This window comes from Pseudomonas sp. 2725, assembly GCF_050434585.1.
Classification (GTDB): Bacteria; Pseudomonadota; Gammaproteobacteria; order Pseudomonadales; family Pseudomonadaceae; genus Aquipseudomonas; species Aquipseudomonas jessenii.
Window position 1 is genome coordinate 375212 of the sequence record NZ_JBNDIV010000007.1, and the last position, 17850, is coordinate 393061.

Sequence of the window (17850 nt, forward strand, 5' to 3'; positions counted from 1 at the left end):
TTCCCCTGTGGGAGCGAGCTTGTTCGCGATGGGGGCGGTACTGACAACGCATTAATCAGAGATCGCCCATGATCCGCCCGGCAAACCCGAACACCCGACGATGCCCCGCCATATCGACCAGTTCGACCTGGCGACTCTGCCCCGGCTCGAAACGCACGGCGGTGCCGGCGGGGATGTTCAGGCGCATGCCGCGGCTGGCGGCGCGGTCGAAGTTCAGGGCGTCATTGGTTTCGAAAAAGTGGTAATGCGAACCGACCTGGATCGGCCGGTCACCGCTGTTGGCCACCGTCAGGCTGATCGTGCGGCGGCCGACGTTAAGTTCGATGTCGCCGGGCTGGATCTGGTATTCACCGGGAATCATCAATGGGCTCCTTGGAGAATCTTGTAGAAGAAGGCAGTGGGCTTGTAGCGGCCGCTCGGGTCGCAGGCGTAATCGGGAATTTCCCCGGCGCGGGTGTAACCCAGGGCTTTGTAGAAATCTTCGGCGGGCGAGCCTGCTTCAGTATCGAGGAAGAGCATGCCGCGCTTGTGTTGCAGGGCGGCCTGTTCCAGCGCACTCATCAACTGTTGGCCTAGACCACGCCGCCGGGCATGCTCGCGCACCAGCAGTTTCTGCACTTCGGCGCGGTTCAAACCGTTGGCTTTGCGGCACAACCCCAATTGCACGCTGGCTTGCACCTGTTCGTCCTTGACCACTACCCACAGCAACACATTGCCCTTGATCAGATTGTCCTGAACCTCATCGAAATAGGCGTGTGCCTGCGTCGCATCGAGATCGGCCATGAAGCCAACGCTAGCGCCATAGCCGACGGCGTCGAGTAGCAGATCAATCAGGCCCTGACGGTAGTGCGCGAAACTTTCTACATTGACGCGTCGCAGTTGGGCGGGGTTCATGGGCAATCACTCCTTGTTGGCGGCAGGTGGCTGTGCGCCAGGATTGAGGGTCAGTTGCATGAAGGTCAGGTCCAGCCAGCGACCGAACTTGGTGCCCACCTGTGGCATCTGCCCGGTGGTAATAAAACCGATGCGCTCATGCAGGCGAATCGAGGCGGCGTTGCCACTTTCGATGGCCGCGACCATGACGTGTTTGCCACAGTCTCTGGCGCGCTCGATCAGTGCTTCCATCAGTTGCGGACCGAGGCCGTTGCCGCGCTGGTCGCTGCGCACGTAGACCGAGTGCTCGACGGTGTGACGGAAACCGTCGAAAGGTCGCCAGTCGCCGAACGAGGCGTACCCGAGCACTGTGTCGTCGGCATCGACAATCACCAGAATCGGATAAGCCTGGGATTGCCGGGCGCTGAACCAGGCCTGGCGGTTGCCGAGGTCGACCGCCTGCTCGTTCCAGATCGCCGTGGTGTTGAGTACCGCGTCGTTGTAAATGTCACGGATGGCTGGCAGGTCGGCATGCACGGCATCACGGATGTGGTAGGTCATGGCGCGGCCTCAGGCGATGGGTTGGTGGACGGTGACCAGTTTGGTGCCGTCGGGGAACGTGGCCTCGACCTGGATTTCCGGGATCATTTCCGGGATGCCTTCCATCACTTGTTCGCGGCTCAGCAGGGTGGTGCCCAGGTGCATCAGGTCGGCCACGGTCTGGCCATCGCGGGCGCCTTCAAGCAGCGCGGCGGAAATGTAGGCCATGGCCTCCGGGTAATTGAGTTTCACGCCGCGAGCCAAACGCCGCTCGGCCACCAGGCCGGCGGTGAAGATCAGCAGCTTGTCTTTTTCGCGTGGGGTCAGGTCCATCGTAGACATCCATCCGGGCAGATTAAAAAGAGTGGGATCTGCTTGCACAGAACCCCTGTAGGAGCGAGCCTGCTCGCGATGGCGTCGGCACATTCAACATAAATGGCGCCTGATACACCGCTATCGCGAGCAGGCTCGCTCCTACAGAAAAGCAATTCAGGTGTTCCATATTCTGGGTGGCAAGGCTTCACGGCCAAGCAAGACTGGGCGCAACAACTTCCAGAGTTCAATCAACCACCCTCGCGCCAACAGCGCCTCACTGGCCAGGCATCGGGCAACCAACAACCCCGGCAACTGCGTCAGATCCCCGCGCACGTCATGGCTCAGCGAGCGGCAGCGCTCCAGCAGTTCGCTATCAATTTCACCCGTCACCAGCAATGTCGCAAACACCGGTTGCCCATCCAGCCCAATCGGCGAATCGAGCAAACCGTCCGCCCCGACAATGCGCTGGCGTTCGTGCCAGAGCAACTGGCCGTCGCGGCGGATATCCAGTTGTGCCTGAAAATGCCCGAGGTCGAAGCGTTCGCCACTGGCCGGACGGCCCAGGGCCACGACGTCCCAGTAGAACAAACGGGCATCGCCTTCAAGCTCAATCCCGGTGCTGAGTTCAGCCTGCGCCGCACTGAAAATGATCGTCTCCTGGGGCAACCATTCCAGTGTCGCACCGGCCGCCACCTTCAACTTCAGCTGCTGATAGGCGGGGCCAGCGGCGCGATACCACTTGGCCGCGCCGGGGCTGGTGATTTGTGCCCAGGCATCACGCTCGACGCTGGCCGAAATGTCCAGCCGATCACCGCCGGCTATTCCGCCGGGAGGGTGGACGATGATGTGCTGGCAGACCTCTGGCCCCTCTGCATACAGGTGCTTTTGCACCCGCAACGGACCTTTGTGACGGCGCTGGACCGGGCGAGTGGTGTTGTCGAATCGGGCGTAGCCCAGTTCCAGTTCGGCATGCCAACTGGGGGTAAACAAAACGCCGGATGCAGGAAGAGTCATGGTCAGTGCTTATCGAGAGGTCCTCAGGAGGGTTGCAAAGGCTGTGCCGCAGGGCATCACTGGAAGGAGAGCGCTGTTGAACGTCGCCGCGCACCAGTTGAGGGCGCGGCGTGGAAGATGGTGCGACAAAATGGTGCTTCGAGCCCGCTGTGGACAGAAGCTCAGATCGTGACCAGCCCGCGCACCCCTTCAGCTTCCATATTCTCGCCGCGACCCTGTTGCACGATTTCGCCCCGGGACATCACCAGGTATTGATCGGCCAGTTCGGCGGCGAAATCGTAGAACTGCTCGACCAGTAGAATAGCCATGTCGCCCCGGGCCGCGAGTTTTTTGATCACGGCACCGATCTCCTTGATCACCGAGGGTTGGATGCCTTCGGTGGGCTCATCGAGGATCAGCAGGCGAGGGCGGCTGGCCAGTGCACGGCCGATGGCCAGTTGTTGTTGCTGGCCTCCGGACAGGTCACCCCCTCGGCGTTGTTTCATTTGCAGCAGTACCGGGAACAGCTCATATATGAACGCCGGGACTTCTTTCGCCTCGCTGCCGGGAAACCGCGACAGGCCCATCAGCAGGTTCTCTTCCACGGTGAGGCGGCCGAAGATCTCCCGGCCCTGTGGCACGTAGGCGATGCCGGCATGCACACGCTGGTGTGGCTTGAACGTGGTGATCGGCTTGCCTTCCCAGTTCACGGAGCCTTCCTTCGCTGGCAGCAGACCCATCAGGCATTTGAGCAGGGTGGTCTTGCCCACGCCATTTCGGCCGAGCAGGCAGGTGACTTCGCCGACCTTCACGTCAAACGTCAGGCCGCGCAGGATGTGGCTTCCGCCGTAGTACTGGTGCAGCTTTTCGACTTGCAGCATTTCCAGATTCTCCTCAGATCCCCTGTGGGAGCGAGCTTGCTCGCGATGGCGTCGGCACACTCAATATTGTTGTTGACTGATACACCGCTATCGCGAGCAAGCTCGCTCCCACAGTTGGATAGGTGTTTGCAGGTTTAGCGACCGAGATACACCTCGATCACCCGCTCGTTGTCCTGCACCTGCTCCAGCGACCCTTCGGCCAGCACGCTGCCCTGATGCAACACCGTGACGTGGTCGGCAATCGAGCCGACGAAGCCCATGTCGTGTTCCACCACCATCAGCGAGTGCTTGCCGGCCAGGCTCTTGAACAGCTCGGCGGTGAATTCGGTTTCGGCGTCGGTCATGCCCGCGACCGGTTCGTCGAGCAGCAGCAATTGCGGGTCTTGCATCAGCAGCATGCCGATCTCCAGGAATTGTTTCTGGCCGTGGGACAACAGGCCGGCCGGACGATTGACCGACGAGGTCAGGCCAATGGTGTCCAGCACTTGGGCGATGCGGTCTTTCTGCTCGCCGCTCAAGCGCGCCCGCAGGCTGGCCCAAACGGATTTGTCGGTTTTCTGCGCCAGCTCAAGGTTTTCAAACACGCTCAAGGCTTCGAACACCGTGGGCTTCTGGAACTTGCGGCCGATACCGGCCTGGGCGATCTGCACTTCGCTCATTTGCGTCAGGTCCAGGGTTTCGCCGAACCAGGCCTTGCCGTGACTGGGGCGGGTCTTGCCGGTGATCACGTCCATCAGGGTGGTCTTGCCCGCGCCGTTGGGGCCGATGATGCAGCGCAGTTCGCCGACGCCGATGTACAGGTTCAGATTGTTCAACGCGCGGAAGCCATCGAAGCTGACGCTGATGTCTTCCAGGGTCAGGATGGTGCCGTGGCGCGTGTTCAGCCCTTTGCCGGCACGTTGGCCGAGGCCGATGGCATCGCGGCTGCTGCCGGCGTCGCGGTTGGGTTCCAGTGGCGGAAAGAACGCCGGTTCGAGCATGAATTCAGCCGTTGCAGTGACTCTCATGATTCACCTCTTTTTTTCAGCAGACCGATCACGCCCTTGGGCAGGTACAGGGTCACGACGATGAACAGCGCACCAAGGAAGAACAACCAGTACTCGGGGAACGCGACGGTGAACCAGCTCTTCATGCCGTTGACCACACCGGCACCGAGCAACGGACCGATCAAGGTGCCGCGACCGCCAAGGGCCACCCACACCGCTGCTTCGATAGAATTGGTCGGCGACATCTCACTCGGGTTGATGATCCCCACTTGCGGCACGTACAGCGCACCGGCCAGGCCACACAACACCGCGCTCAATACCCAGACAAACAACTTGAACCCGCGCGGGTCGTAGCCGCAGAACATCAGGCGATTTTCTGCATCGCGCAGCGCAGTCAGTACCCGTCCGAATTTGCTTTGCGCCAGGCGCCAGCCGATAAACAGGCTCGCCACCAGCAACAGCACCGTGGCGAAAAACAGCACCGCGCGGGTGCCCGGCTCGGTGATGCCGAAGCCGAGAATCGTGCGGAAGTTGGTGAAGCCGTTGTTGCCGCCGAAGCCGGTTTCGTTGCGGAAAAACAGCAGCATCCCGGCGAAGGTCAGGGCCTGGGTCATGATCGAGAAATACACGCCCTTGATCCGCGAGCGGAAGGCAAAGAAGCCGAACACCAAGGCCAGCAACCCCGGCGCCAAAACCACCAGGCACAGGGTCCAGAGGAAGCTGCTGGTACCGGTCCAGAACCACGGCATTTCGGTCCATGACAGGAACGTCATGAAGGCCGGCAAGCCATCACCCGCAGCCTGGCGCATCAGGTACATACCCATGGCATAGCCGCCGAGGGCGAAGAACAGGCCGTGCCCCAAGGACAGCAGGCCGGCGTAACCCCACACCAGATCCAGCGCCAGTGCGACGATGGCGTAGCAAAGAATCTTGCCCACCAGGGTCAGCGTATAGGCTGAAACATGCAGTGTGCTGTCCACCGGTAACAACGACAGGAGCGGCAGCGCCAACAGTAGAGCGAGGATCACTGCACCGACGGCAATCGAGGCTTTAGGGCCGGCTTTTTGGGTCGCGGTAACGAGCAGGGGCTGGTTCATCAGTCGATCACCCGTCCTTTGAGTGCGAAGAGGCCTTGCGGACGTTTCTGGATGAACAGAATGATCAGCGCGAGGATGAGGATCTTGCCGAGCACGGCACCGATCTGCGGTTCGAGAATCTTGTTGGCAACCCCTAAGCCGAATGCGGCCAGCACGCTACCGGCCAACTGGCCGACACCACCGAGCACCACCACCAGGAACGAGTCGATGATGTAGCTCTGGCCGAGGTCCGGGCCGACGTTGCCGATCTGGCTCAGAGCTACGCCGCCGAGACCGGCGATGCCCGAACCGAGACCGAAGGCGAGCATGTCCACGCGTCCGGTGGGCACGCCGCAGCAGGCGGCCATGTTGCGGTTCTGGGTGACGGCGCGAACATTCAGGCCCAGGCGAGTCTTGTTCAGCAGCAGCCAGGTCAGCACCACCACAAACAGCGCAAAGGCAATGATGACGATGCGGTTGTACGGCAGCACCAGGTTCGGCAGCACTTGAATGCCGCCCGACAGCCACGCGGGGTTGGCCACTTCGACGTTCTGCGCGCCGAACACCAGACGAACCAGTTGAATCAGCATGAGGCTGATGCCCCAGGTGGCGAGCAGGGTTTCCAGTGGGCGGCCATAGAGGTGGCGAATCACCGTGCGCTCCAGCGCCATGCCGATGGCCGCGGTGACGAAAAACGCCACCGGTAGCGCGATCAGCGGATAGAACTCGATGGCCTGCGCGGCGAAGCGCTGGAACATCAGTTGCACGACGTAGGTCGAGTAGGCGCCGAGCATCAGCATCTCGCCGTGGGCCATGTTGATCACGCCGAGCAGGCCGAAGGTGATCGCAAGTCCCAGGGCCGCGAGCAGCAGAATCGAGCCCAGGGACATGCCGCTGAATGCCTGGCCGAGCATCTCGCCGACCAGCAGTTTGCGTTTGACTTGAGCGAGGCTGGTTTCGGCCGCAGTGCGTACGGTGGCATCGGCTTCAACGCCAGGCTCGAGCAAGCCTTCGAGACGGGTGCGGGCCAGCGGGTCACCGGTTTCACCGAGCAGGCGGACGGCTGCGAGGCGCACGGCCGGGTCGCTGTCGACCAATTGCAGGTTGGCCAGGGCGAGACTCAGGGCACTGTGGACGCCTTCGTCCTTTTCGCCCGCCAGCTGCTGGTCGAGGAATTTCAACTGCGCCGGTTTGGCACTTTTCTGTAGTTGCTGCGCAGCGGCCAGACGCAATTTGGCGTCGGCGGCGAGCAGTTGGTGGCTGGCCAGGGCGGTGTCGATCAAGCCCCGCAAGCGGTTGTTCAGACGCAAGGTTTTCGGCTGGCCGTCGACGGTCAGTTCGCCTTGTTGCAGGGCGTTGATCAATTCGATGCGGGCCGGATCGGGCTGCGCGGCCCAGGCTTCCAGCAGCCTGGCTTGCTGCACGGGATTGGCGGCGACGAAGTCTTCGGCGTCGCCGGCGAAAGTGGCCATCGGCAGCAAGAGTGCAATGGCAAAAATGATGCGGTAAAGGGCGGTGGGCATAGAGAGTCGCCTTGACGCGGACATTGTGGGAGCGGGCTTGCTCGCGATAGCGGTGGCCCAGTCAAAGAGATGTCGAATGTGCCGACCTCATCGCGAGCAAGCTCGCTCCCACAGGGAGTTGTGTCGGCCTCAGGCACTGAGCCTGGCGCCGACATCCAGTGGCTTAGTTGCTCTTCATCGCGTAGTCCGGTTTCTTGTCGTTACCCGGGATGAACGGGCTCCACGGCTGGGCGCGGATCGGGCCTTCGGTCTGCCACACCACATTGAACTGACCGTCGGCCTGGATCTCGCCGATCATCACCGGCTTGTGCAGGTGGTGGTTGGTCTTGTCCATGGTCAGGGTGTATCCGGACGGCGCGGCAAAGGTCTGGCCGCCCAAGGCTTCGCGAACTTTGTCGACGTCGGTGGACTTGGCTTTTTCAGCCGCTTGCGCCCACATGTGGATGCCGACGTAGGTGGCTTCCATCGGATCGTTGGTCACCGCTTTGTCGGCGCCCGGCAGGTTGTGTTTCTTCGCGTAGGCTTTCCAGTCGGCGACGAATTTCTTGTTCGCCGGGTTCTCAACCGACTCGAAGTAGTTCCACGCCGCGAGGTTGCCCACCAATGGCTTGGTGTCGATGCCACGTAGTTCTTCTTCGCCCACCGAGAACGCCACGACCGGCACGTCGGTAGCTTTCAGACCCTGGTTGGCCAGTTCTTTATAGAACGGTACGTTGGAGTCGCCGTTGACAGTGGAGATGACCGCCGTCTTGCCGCCTGCCGAGAACTTCTTGATGTTGGCGACGATGGTCTGGTAGTCGCTGTGACCGAACGGGGTATAGACCTCTTCGATGTCCTTGTCGGCCACGCCTTTGGAGTGCAGGAACGAACGCAGGATCTTGTTGGTGGTTCGCGGGTAGACGTAGTCGGTGCCGAGCAGGAAGTAGCGCTTGGCGCTGCCGCCTTCTTCGCTCATCAGGTATTCAACGGCAGGGATCGCCTGCTGGTTCGGCGCAGCGCCGGTGTAGAAGACGTTCGGCGACATCTCTTCGCCTTCGTATTGCACCGGGTAGAACAGCAAGCCGTTGAGTTCTTCGAACACCGGCAGTACCGATTTACGCGATACGGAAGTCCAGCAACCAAACACCACGGCGACCTTGTCCTGGGTCAGCAATTGACGACCCTTCTCGGCGAACAGCGGCCAGTTCGAGGCAGGGTCGACCACCACCGGCTCGAGCATCTTGCCGTTCACGCCGCCCTTGGCGTTGATCTCGTCGATGGTCATCAGCGCCATGTCTTTCAACGACGTTTCGGAGATCGCCATGGTTCCGGACAACGAATGCAGAATACCGACCTTGATGGTCTCGGCGGCCTGGACAGTCCAGGTCATGCCCATCGCGGCAATGGATGCCGAGAGTGTGAAAGCCTTGATCAAACTGCGACGCTTCATTGTGCGATCTCCATGAACTTATGAGTTTTCTTGGTTGGCAGATGCGGACTACTGAAGGTGTGTTTTGCAAGGGCTGTGCCCGGTCGGCAAAGGCAGGGAAATGTCGGTTTAGAGCGGTCGTGCGGTTTGATGGCGCACCATGAAGGATCGCGACAGGCGTGTTGGTGCGAAGAGGTGCGCCAGATTGGAGCGCAGATCTTGTGGGCAACCCCAATCAACTGTGGGAGCGAGCTTGCTCGCGATAGCGGTGGGTCAGACACCGTCATGTTGGATGTGCCGCCGCCATCGCGAGCAAGCTCGCTCCCACAGGGATCAGCGACGGCGCATCAGGCCGATGAAGAACAGTCCGCCAATCGCGGCGGTAGCGACGCCAATGGGAAGATCTTCAGGAGCAATCATGGTCCGGGCGGCGACATCCACCCAAACCAGAAACACGCTGCCAAGCAGCACGCACACCGGCAGCAATCGTCGGTGTTCAGCCCCGACCAGGCGCCGCGCAATATGCGGCACCATCAACCCGACAAAACCAATCGAGCCGCTGATCGACACCAGCACTCCGGTCATCAACGAGGCAATCAAAAACACCCGCAGGCGCACGGTGCGTGCATTCAGGCCCAGGGTCACCGCTGTCTGTTCACCGGCCATCAGTGCATTCAGCGGTCGCGCCATACCCAGCAGCAATATCAGCCCGAACAACACACTGGCTGTCGGTACCGCCAGCAATTCCCAGCGTGCCAACCCGAGCCCGCCGAGCATCCAGAACATCACCGCCGAACTGGCTCGATGGTCGCCCATGAACAGCAGCAAATTGGCAATCGCCATCATCACGAACGACACCGCCACGCCGCAAAGCAGCAAGCGGTCACTGTCCAGGCGCCCATGACGACTGGCAATCATCAGCACCACCAGCATGCTCAGCAATGCCCCGATGAATGCCGCGATCGGCAAGGTCAGCAGACCAACGATTTCACCGACATGCAGCACCACGATCACCGCGCCAAGTGTGGCACCGGAAGTCACGCCGAGCAGGTGCGGGTCAGCCAACGGGTTGCGCGTGACTGCTTGCAGCACCGCGCCGATCAACGCCAGGCCCGCGCCCACCAGCGCGCCGAGCAGCATGCGCGGGACGCGGATCAGCCAGACGATATGTTCCTGTCCGGGGTTCCAGTCCGTCACACCGAAACCGAACAGTTTATGCAACAGGATGCGCCACACCACATCCAGCGGCACCCGCGCCGGGCCGAAACCCAGGGACACCACGCACGACACCAGCAACAGGGCACCGAGTGCGATCAGCATCAGGGCGTAGCGACGGTTGGTCATTCGCCGTGGAAACCCTTGGCCAGGGTTGCGACCGCCAGCACGTTATCGATCCCCGGCGTGGCCTGCACGTAAGGGATGACGATGAAGCGCTGGTGCCTGATCGCGTCCACCGATTGCAGGGCCTTGTTGCTCAGCAGGAATTGAATCTTCTGATCGGCAGTGACTTCGCTGTAGTCGACGATCACGATCACCTGCGGGTTGCGCTCGACCACGGTTTCCCAATTGACCCGGGTCCAGCTTGCGTCGACATCCTCCAGAACATTGCGCCCGCCAGCGGCGTCGATCAGCGCTTGCGGCATACCCAGGCTTCCTGAGGTCATGGCGCGATCTTCGCCGCTGTCGTACAGGAAGACCCGCGGTTTTTCCGCGGGCAGGTCTTTGCCAATGTCTGCCACTTGCGCCTGCATGTGGGTGATCAGGGCATTGGCGCGGTCCTGCACGTCAAAGATTCTGCCGAGGTTGCGCAGGTCGTTGTAGGTGTCTTCGAGGCTGGCCGGCGGGCGCTTCATCACGAAGGCGCAGGACTCGCTCAGCTCATACACATTGATGCCCAGCGGTAGCAGGGTTTGCGGCGTGAGATCGCCGCCGATACGCATGCCGTAGTCCCAGCCGGCGAAGAAGAAATCGACGTTGGCATTGAGCAGGGTTTCCACCGACGGGTACTTGGCCGCCAGTTCCGGCAGGCCTTCGAGAATGCCCTGCATCTCGGGCGTCACGGCCTTCCAGCCACTGATGCCGCTGTAACCGGCCATCCGTGGTTTGAGGCCGAGGGCGAGCATCATCTGGGTCATGTTGATGTCGTGGCTGAGCGCGTGTTTTGGTGCCTGCTTGAAGGTCACTTCGCGGTTGCAGCTTTTGATTGTCAGCGGGTAACGGGTGGCTTCGGCCAATGCCTGGACGCTGCCCAGCAGCATCACGAGAGAGAGGCAGGAGCGCAGCAGGGAACGCAAAGTCATGGTTGGGTTATCCAGGTGATTCGTGGGTAGCCGTGCAGTGGATGTTCATCGATCAGTGCTTGGACGCCGAACACATTGCGCAGCAGCGCAGCGGTCAGGACTTCTTTCGGCGTGCCGCTGGCGACGATACGACCATGGTTGATCACGTACAGTCGATCACAAAAAGCCGCCGCCAGATTGAGGTCGTGGATGCTCGCCAGGGTGCCGATATTCAAGCGCTTGACCAACTTCAAAAGCTCAAGCTGATAACGCGGGTCGAGGTGGTTGGTCGGCTCGTCAAGGATCAGCAGTTGTGGTTGCTGGGCCAGAGCGCGGGCGAGGATGACCCGCTGTTTTTCACCACCGGAGAGAGTGGCGAACCCGTGGTCTTCGAAGCCCTTGAGGCCGACGGATTCCAGGGCCTGATTGACCAGGTCGCGGTCTTCAAGGGTGTCGCCGTCGAACAAGCCTTTGTGCGGCGTGCGGCCCATGGCGACCACCTCCTCGACGGTCAGGCCGAAGGCATCAGGGAACTCCTGCAACACCACGGCGATGCGTTGCGCGCACCAGCGCGAGGAGTGCTTCCAGACGTTCTGGTGATCGAGTCTGACCTCGCCACTTTCCGGTTGATTGAAGCGCCAGGCACACCGCAACAGGCTGGTCTTGCCACTGCCGTTGGGGCCGATCAGCCCGACGAACTCACCGGCGGCCACGTGTAGCGAGGCGTCACGCAGCTGGAATTGGTGGTGGCAATGGCCGTGACCCAGTGGGGACCAGGCAAGGTTTGTCAGATTCAGCGAGGTCATGCAGTGACTCTTGAGGTGATGCTGATGGCCCCTTCGCGGGCAAGCTCGCTCCCACAGGTCTTACGCAATCCCTGTGGGAGCGAGCTTGCTCGCGATGGGGCTGAGGTGATGCGCGGGGAGTTTACAGTGCCTTTCGCCCGGCGCATCTCGCCTGTTTCAAGATGAAGATGAAGCCGACTCAGTTTGCCGGGTAAAGCGCGACAGCAGCACGCGATCGAGCACCCACACCGCCACCAGAGAAGCACCCACCAACGGGAAGGCCACTGCCAGGGCGAACATGATCACCATCGCGGTTTTCCATTTTGGCAGGTCATGGCGCAGCGGCGGCACGCCGAGTTTTCCTTGCGGACGGCGCTTCCACCAGATCACCACGCCGCTGACCGCGCTGAGCAAAATCATCAGGCAGATCAGCAATACGACGATCTGGTTGAACACGCCGAACATCTTGCCCTCGTGCAGCATCACGCCGATTTCCGTGGCGCGGGCGACGGTGCCGTACTGCTCGAAGCGTACATCGGCCAGGACTTTGCCGGTGTACTGATCGATGTGCAGCGTGGCGTCATTGCGCGGGTCGTCGGCGAATACGGCGATGGTGAACACGCCGGTCGCGGTGGTCGGCAGGGTGATGCTGTAACCCGGTTCGACCTTGCGCTCGCTGGCGATGTTTTGTACGTCCTGCAGGCGGATGGTCGGCGATGCCGGACCGGCCGCTGCGTCGTCGTGGGCCATGTGCTCGGCATGGTCGCCGGACATCGGCATCGGGGTGTTTTCCATGGCCCACGGCACGGTCTGGCGGGTGGCGGTGTTGAGGCTGCGTGCCTCGACGTCGGACTTCGGCACGTCATCCCACATGGCCGCCGGGAACACGTTCCACACTTCGGCGTATTGCTTGCCCCAGAAACCGGTCCAGGTCATGCCGCTGAGCAGCATCACCAGCAGCAGGGACGCGCCCCAGAACCCGGTGACCGCGTGCAGGTCGCGCCACAATACGCGACCTCGACTGTTCAGGCGTGGCCACAAAATGCCTGCCGCCTGACCGCGCGGCCACCACAGGAAAATGCCGGACACCACCAGCACCACGCCCCACCCGGCGGCCAGTTCGATCAGCCGATCGCCAACGGTGCCGATCATCAGCTCGCCGTGAATCGACCGGGCGATGGCTTGCAGGTTCTTCTTGGCATCTTGTTCACCGAGGATGTCACCGTGGTACGGATCAACGAAAACGTTCAGCTCCTTTTCATCGTTGAGCACGACAAACTGCGCGCTGCGCTCGGCAGTGACCGGCGGCAGGTACTGGGTGACCTGACCTTGTGGGTAAGCCGTTTTCACCCGTGTCAGCAGGTCGTCGGCCGGGACGGTGTGATGACCGGCCGGGACGTTGAGCAGGCTGCTGTACATCAGCGAGTCGAGCTGCGGTTTGAACAGGTAGACGGTGCCGGTCAACGCCAGCATCACCATGAATGGCGCAACGAACAATCCGGCATAGAAATGCCAGCGCCAGGCCAGGTTGTAGAAGTTCACTTTGGGCTGTTTCATCACGTGTGCTCCGCTTGGCTGGATCTTTTAGTTGTTTGTTTTGGCGGTTGCTGTGCAACCGATCGCGAGCAGGCTCGCTCCCCTGTAGGAGCGAGCCTGCTCGCGAAGCTTTTAGAAACTCATGTCCACCTTGGTCCAGAGCGTTCGCCCCGGTTCCTTGATGGCTTGCGGGTCATTGGCCGGGTAGCCGAAACCGGCGTTGCCGGCCAGGTTCAAGTGCTCGGCGTAAGCCTTGCCGAACAGGTTGTCGACGCCGCTGCTGACCTTCCAGTTGCTGTTGATCCGATAGGCACCGTTGAGGGAGAACACTCCGAAGCCCGGCGTCTTGTCGAAGTCCTTGCCGACCACGTTGCCCTTGTTCTGGTCGATGCGGTTTTGTGCGGCAACCACTCTCCACAGTGCGCCGGCGCTCCAGTTGTCTTCGCTGTAGGTCAGGCCGAAACGGGCATCCAGCGGCGGCATCTGCGGCAATGCACTGCCATCGCTGCTGTTCTTGCCCCAGGCGTAGGCCAGGGTCGCGTCGGCTTTCCAGTTGTCGGTGAAGTTGTAAGCGGCGCCCAGTTCGCCGCCCATGATTCGCGCGTCGATGTTTTCGGCTTGCGAGGTCGTACCCATCATGGTTGGGGTGTAGTTGAACAGGATGTAATCGCGCACCTGTCCGACGTAAGCCGAGGCCCAGGCTTCGAGGTCTTCGGTCTTGTATTGCAGGCCGAAATCGAGCTGGGTGGTTTTTTCCGGTTTGATCGAGTCGAAGGCATTCACCGAACCGGCGGGGCCGGACTTGGGAGAGAAAAGCTCCCAGTAATCCGGGAATCGCTGGGAGTGACCGAGGCCGGCATACAGGGTGGTCGGGCTGTCGGCCAGGTCATGCTCATAGCGGATGAAACCACTCGGCAGGGTGTCGGCGCGGGTGTCGTCGGCGGTCGGATTGGGGCGGGTCATCATGCCCGAGCCGGTGGTCTGCCGATAATCCTTGGCCGAGGCGCGGTCCAGGCGCGCGCCGCTGATCAGGCGGTCACGGTCGGCGGCGTACCAGGTCAATTCGCCGAAGACTCCGTAGTTATGGAAGTCGGCATCCTTGGTGTACGGCAGGTCCTTGTAGGTGTCGACGCCCATGGCGCCGCGCTGGCGATGTTCGTTGGTCTGCGCGTCGATGCCGCTGATCAGTTGCACATCAGTCCAGCGCCAGGTGGCCTTGACCCGGGCGCCGAGGGTGCGGCGGTCGACGTTGGAGGCCATGGGGCCGGCCATCATCCCGGTGCCGGACGGCGTGCGCAGGGTGTAGTTGTCCATCACGTGATCGGCGTAGTTGTAGTAGACCTGCGCCTCGACCTTATCCAGTACCTCGCCGATGTTGGATTGCTCGAAGCGCAGGCCAAGGCTTTCGCGCAGGAACTGCGAGCCGTCCATGCCGCGCCCGGCGTAGCGGGCTTCACCATCGCCACGGCCGGCGGTCAGCTCCAGCAAGGTGTCGGTGTTCGGCGTCCAGCCGACGGCCACGTCGCCGTTCCATTTGTCATAGCGCGACGCCACGGTGTCGTTGTTGCCGTCCTGGTAGTCGTCGGAGTGCGCGGTGTTGCCGATGACCCGCACATAACCCGATTGTCCACCGGCGGCAGCGTCCACCAGTTTGTCGAAGCGGCCGTTGGAACCGGCCAGCACGCTGGCGTTGACCCGGGTGCCGAGTGCGCCGAAGTGCTCCGGCTCGCGGTCGAACAGGATAGTGCCAGCCGAGGAACCCGGTCCCCACAGCACGGTTTGCGGGCCTTTGATCACGGTGAGCTTGTCGTAGGTTTCCGGCGAGATGTATGAGGTTGGGGCGTCCATCCGGCCCGGGCAGGCACCGAGCATCATGCTGCCGTTGGTGAGGATGTTCAGCCGCGAGCCGAACATGCCGCGTAGCACCGGGTCACCATTGGTGCCGCCATTGCGCACCATGGCAAAGCCGGGGATGGTCTTCAGGTAATCGGCGCCATCGCTGGCGGGCACCGGTTGTCGCGGGTCCTTGGGGTTGGTGACGATGGTCAGGGGCGAGCTGGGCGCAACGGCGGTAATCACCGTCGGGCTCAGTTCTTCGGTGTGACCGGCATGGTCATCGGCCAGCACAGAAGGCGCCAGCAATGCACCGCACAGGATAGCGGTGGCGTGTCTGAAACGAACGCCGGATTCGTTCAGGGCATAAGAGGCTTGGGCAGGGCTCAAGCACGGGACAGCGGAAAACCTGGACATGACAATTTCCATCGAACAGTCGTAAACGACACGGCCGGCAGCCTGAAGCTGTCCCTGTGGGAGCGGGCTTGCTCGCGAAAGCGGTGTGCCAGACGACATCAACGTTGACTGACACTTCCTCTTCGCGAGCAAGCTCGCTCCCACAGGTTGCTTTGGCTGTCTTGCGGACCGTGTGAAATCAGAAGTGAGTGTTTACGCGACGACGGGCGGGGCGCGGGTGCGGGCGCCGGGGAAGAAGGTTGGCCGGGCATGGCCCTGGCGCGCAGAGGGTGTGGTGAAGGTATTGATGGGCGGGATGACGAAGTTGGCGAAAGACACGCCACCTGTCAGCGCCGGGCAATTGAACAACAGGCTGCAATAGCCACACTTTTCCCACAGCACATGGTGCCCGGGGGCTGGCGGGCAATGCTCGGTGGTGGCTTGCGTGGCTTGCGTGGCATGGTCGGCATGCTCCATCGCCGACATGTCCATGCTCATACCCGTAGGCATGTTCATCGACATGGCGCGCGAATCCATCGGCATCGACTGAGAAATCAGCGGACCGATAAAGATCATCAGCATGGCGAACAGGCTGATCCAGCTGCCACGTGTCAGGCTCAATGCCTGATTGCGTGACCTGGATGACCTGGCGCTAAGCGGGCGCATGGGCGGATTCAGCGCGGGTGGTTATTGCGCGTGCTTGTGTTCATGCATGGCGTCCGGCGCCTGCTTCTGCACCGCGACTTCGACCGTCACGTCACCGGACTTTTCGAAGTGCAGCGTCATGGGGAAGCGCTTGCCGTCAGTGAGCAGGCTGCGGTCCTTGAGGCCCAGCAACATCACGTGATAGGCCATGGGTGCGAAAGTGACCTCGCCACCGGCGGGCACTTCCACGCTCGGTACGTGCTGCATTTTCATCATGTCGCCTTGCATCACGTGCTCATGCAATTGCGCTTCGCCCGCAATGGGGGTGTCGACGCTGAGCAGGCGGTCGGCGGTCTTGCCTTGATTGTTGATCACGAAATACGCCGCAACGGTGGGCGCATTGGGTGGCAACTCCTGGGACCACGGATGAGCGATTTCCAGTGTGCCGACCTTGTATTCGTGGGCATTGGCAAAGCAGGCAGGCAGCAGCAACGCAGCCAGAACGATGAGTTTGTTCAACATGGCAATTCTCCGGAACGATTTAAAACGCAGTCAATTGCGAGAAAAAATCACACCAGAGGGGACGCGCGGGGGTTGAGACTCGGCCATTGCTGGCGCGGTGACGGGCTTTCCAGAGAGGTGGCAGGCAGGCTTCGGTTGGACTCGAAGTGCGCGAAATACAGTTGTGGCGTATGCCCCGGCAACGCCACCAATGGCGCGGAACCCGAGCAGCACCAGCAATGCTGCATGTTGGAATGATCGTCGCTTTGCGGGGCTTTCTGTTCAAGGTCGCCGATGGAAATCGCCACCATCCTGGTGCCACTGGAGCTGCAGAAGCTGCCCCACAACAACTGTTCGGCGGATGACTTCGCCGTTTGCGCCATCGCTCCGGACATCGGCATGGCGAGCATGTTGAACAGCACTGCGAAGCAGGCTATCCAGGCAATTGCGAGCCGGTGTCGGGACATGGGACAAAATCCGTTTGGGTGGGCGATCAGGCGCGGGCTATTTAGCCTGATCAGGGCCGATAAGTAAAAAGGCGGCGTGCGGTGTGGTGTCGCAGCATCAGACAGCGATGGCGTGCAAACGCAGACCCAAGGCTTTCATAACCTTCATGATAGTCGCGAATTCCGGATTGCCACTACTGCTTAGTGCCTTGTACAGACTCTCGCGCCCCAAGCCGGCATCACGGGCTATTTGTGTCATGCCCTTTGCCCGGGCGATATCGTTGAGCGCTGCACGTATCAGCACGCCGTCTCCAGCATCCTCTTCAAAGCAGGCATCCAGATAAGCCGCCATTTCTTCCGGTGTCTTGAGAAACTCGGCGGCATCAAAACGGGTAAATTGTTCGGCCATGATTTACTCCTCATTACCGATATTGTGTGCCATTTGAATAGCACGTTTGATATCTCGTTTTTGAGTCGACTTGTCACCCCCAATCAACAGCAAGTAAATCACCTCATCTCTGCGAGTGAAGTACAACCTGTAGCCTGGGCCGTAGTGAACGCGCATCTCATACACCGCAGCACCTACAGATTCACAATCACCAAAATTTCCATACTCGGCTGCCCGGAGTCTCGCGATTATTCGAGCTTTGCCAATGGTGTCCCTCAGCGAGTTGAGCCAGTCAGCAAATACTCGGGATCGCTCAAATTCGACCATATTTAATCGTATTCCTTGGGATACAGGGTGGCAAGCGTCACTTTCTTTTGGGCGAGGCCATTCATCCCCGTGGATGTCGGGTGCGCTTGATCGGTTCAGGAGGAGGCGAACTATAGGAA

General features: G+C 61.1%; 20 protein-coding genes. All 20 read right to left on the minus strand.

Annotated features, from left to right (window positions below; translation table 11 throughout):
* Positions 1-55 precede the first annotated feature (55 nt).
* A complete protein-coding gene (locus ABIE16_RS21745; protein WP_429521901.1) occupies positions 56-361 on the minus strand; it encodes an urease subunit beta in 306 nt (101 codons plus the stop codon).
* Positions 361-894, minus strand: coding sequence for a GNAT family N-acetyltransferase (locus ABIE16_RS21750; protein ID WP_090452874.1), 534 nt, complete (start codon positions 892-894; stop codon positions 361-363). Before ABIE16_RS21750 ends, ABIE16_RS21745 begins: the two co-directional genes overlap by 1 nt.
* Positions 895-900: 6 nt before the next feature.
* The gene (locus tag ABIE16_RS21755) at positions 901-1434 is read right to left on the minus strand and encodes an N-acetyltransferase family protein (RefSeq protein ID WP_429521902.1); all 534 of its coding nucleotides are present in this window, start codon (positions 1432-1434) and stop codon (positions 901-903) included.
* A gap of 9 nt (positions 1435-1443) precedes the next feature.
* Positions 1444-1746: an urease subunit gamma gene (locus ABIE16_RS21760; protein WP_057712192.1), complete on the minus strand. Its 303-nt coding sequence runs from the start codon at positions 1744-1746 to the stop codon at positions 1444-1446.
* Positions 1747-1902: 156 nt separating this feature from the next.
* Positions 1903-2742 (minus strand): urease accessory protein UreD, encoded by an 840-nt coding sequence (locus ABIE16_RS21765; protein ID WP_057712191.1) that lies wholly within the window; start codon positions 2740-2742, stop codon positions 1903-1905.
* A gap of 161 nt (positions 2743-2903) precedes the next feature.
* Positions 2904-3602 (minus strand): urea ABC transporter ATP-binding subunit UrtE, encoded by a 699-nt coding sequence (urtE, locus tag ABIE16_RS21770; protein ID WP_090452880.1) that lies wholly within the window; start codon positions 3600-3602, stop codon positions 2904-2906.
* A 134-nt stretch (positions 3603-3736) separates the two neighbouring features.
* Positions 3737-4609, minus strand: coding sequence for an urea ABC transporter ATP-binding protein UrtD (urtD, locus tag ABIE16_RS21775; protein WP_223502827.1), 873 nt, complete (start codon positions 4607-4609; stop codon positions 3737-3739).
* Positions 4606-5685: an urea ABC transporter permease subunit UrtC gene (urtC, locus tag ABIE16_RS21780; protein WP_429521903.1), complete on the minus strand. Its 1080-nt coding sequence runs from the start codon at positions 5683-5685 to the stop codon at positions 4606-4608. Before urtC ends, urtD begins: the two co-directional genes overlap by 4 nt.
* A complete protein-coding gene (gene urtB, locus ABIE16_RS21785) occupies positions 5685-7187 on the minus strand; it encodes an urea ABC transporter permease subunit UrtB (protein WP_429521904.1) in 1503 nt (500 codons plus the stop codon). Before urtB ends, urtC begins: the two co-directional genes overlap by 1 nt.
* Positions 7188-7350: 163 nt before the next feature.
* Positions 7351-8616 (minus strand): urea ABC transporter substrate-binding protein, encoded by a 1266-nt coding sequence (gene urtA / locus ABIE16_RS21790; RefSeq protein ID WP_057712186.1) that lies wholly within the window; start codon positions 8614-8616, stop codon positions 7351-7353.
* A 312-nt stretch (positions 8617-8928) separates the two neighbouring features.
* The gene (locus ABIE16_RS21795; RefSeq protein WP_057712185.1) at positions 8929-9939 is read right to left on the minus strand and encodes a FecCD family ABC transporter permease; all 1011 of its coding nucleotides are present in this window, start codon (positions 9937-9939) and stop codon (positions 8929-8931) included.
* Positions 9936-10895 (minus strand): ABC transporter substrate-binding protein, encoded by a 960-nt coding sequence (locus ABIE16_RS21800; protein ID WP_429521905.1) that lies wholly within the window; start codon positions 10893-10895, stop codon positions 9936-9938. Before ABIE16_RS21800 ends, ABIE16_RS21795 begins: the two co-directional genes overlap by 4 nt.
* Positions 10892-11680, minus strand: coding sequence for an ABC transporter ATP-binding protein (locus ABIE16_RS21805; RefSeq protein WP_154861093.1), 789 nt, complete (start codon positions 11678-11680; stop codon positions 10892-10894). Before ABIE16_RS21805 ends, ABIE16_RS21800 begins: the two co-directional genes overlap by 4 nt.
* Positions 11681-11836: 156 nt before the next feature.
* A complete protein-coding gene (locus ABIE16_RS21810) occupies positions 11837-13216 on the minus strand; it encodes a PepSY-associated TM helix domain-containing protein (protein ID WP_429521906.1) in 1380 nt (459 codons plus the stop codon).
* Positions 13217-13327: 111 nt separating this feature from the next.
* On the minus strand, positions 13328-15445 hold the full coding sequence (locus ABIE16_RS21815; protein ID WP_429521907.1) for a TonB-dependent copper receptor: 2118 nt from the start codon (positions 15443-15445) through the stop codon (positions 13328-13330).
* A 192-nt stretch (positions 15446-15637) separates the two neighbouring features.
* Positions 15638-16090, minus strand: a complete 453-nt coding sequence (locus ABIE16_RS21820) for a DUF2946 domain-containing protein (protein WP_429521908.1) — start codon at positions 16088-16090, stop codon at positions 15638-15640.
* Between the two features lie 21 nt (positions 16091-16111).
* On the minus strand, positions 16112-16591 hold the full coding sequence (locus ABIE16_RS21825; protein ID WP_429521909.1) for a copper chaperone PCu(A)C: 480 nt from the start codon (positions 16589-16591) through the stop codon (positions 16112-16114).
* Between the two features lie 47 nt (positions 16592-16638).
* Entirely contained in the window at positions 16639-17037 is a 399-nt protein-coding gene (locus ABIE16_RS21830) for a DUF2946 domain-containing protein (protein WP_154910377.1), read from the minus strand.
* 97 nt (positions 17038-17134) lie between these two features.
* On the minus strand, positions 17135-17425 hold the full coding sequence (locus tag ABIE16_RS21835) for an addiction module antidote protein (RefSeq protein WP_057397803.1): 291 nt from the start codon (positions 17423-17425) through the stop codon (positions 17135-17137).
* Between the two features lie 3 nt (positions 17426-17428).
* Entirely contained in the window at positions 17429-17731 is a 303-nt protein-coding gene (locus ABIE16_RS21840) for a type II toxin-antitoxin system RelE/ParE family toxin (RefSeq protein WP_150813566.1), read from the minus strand.
* Positions 17732-17850: the final 119 nt, after the last annotated feature.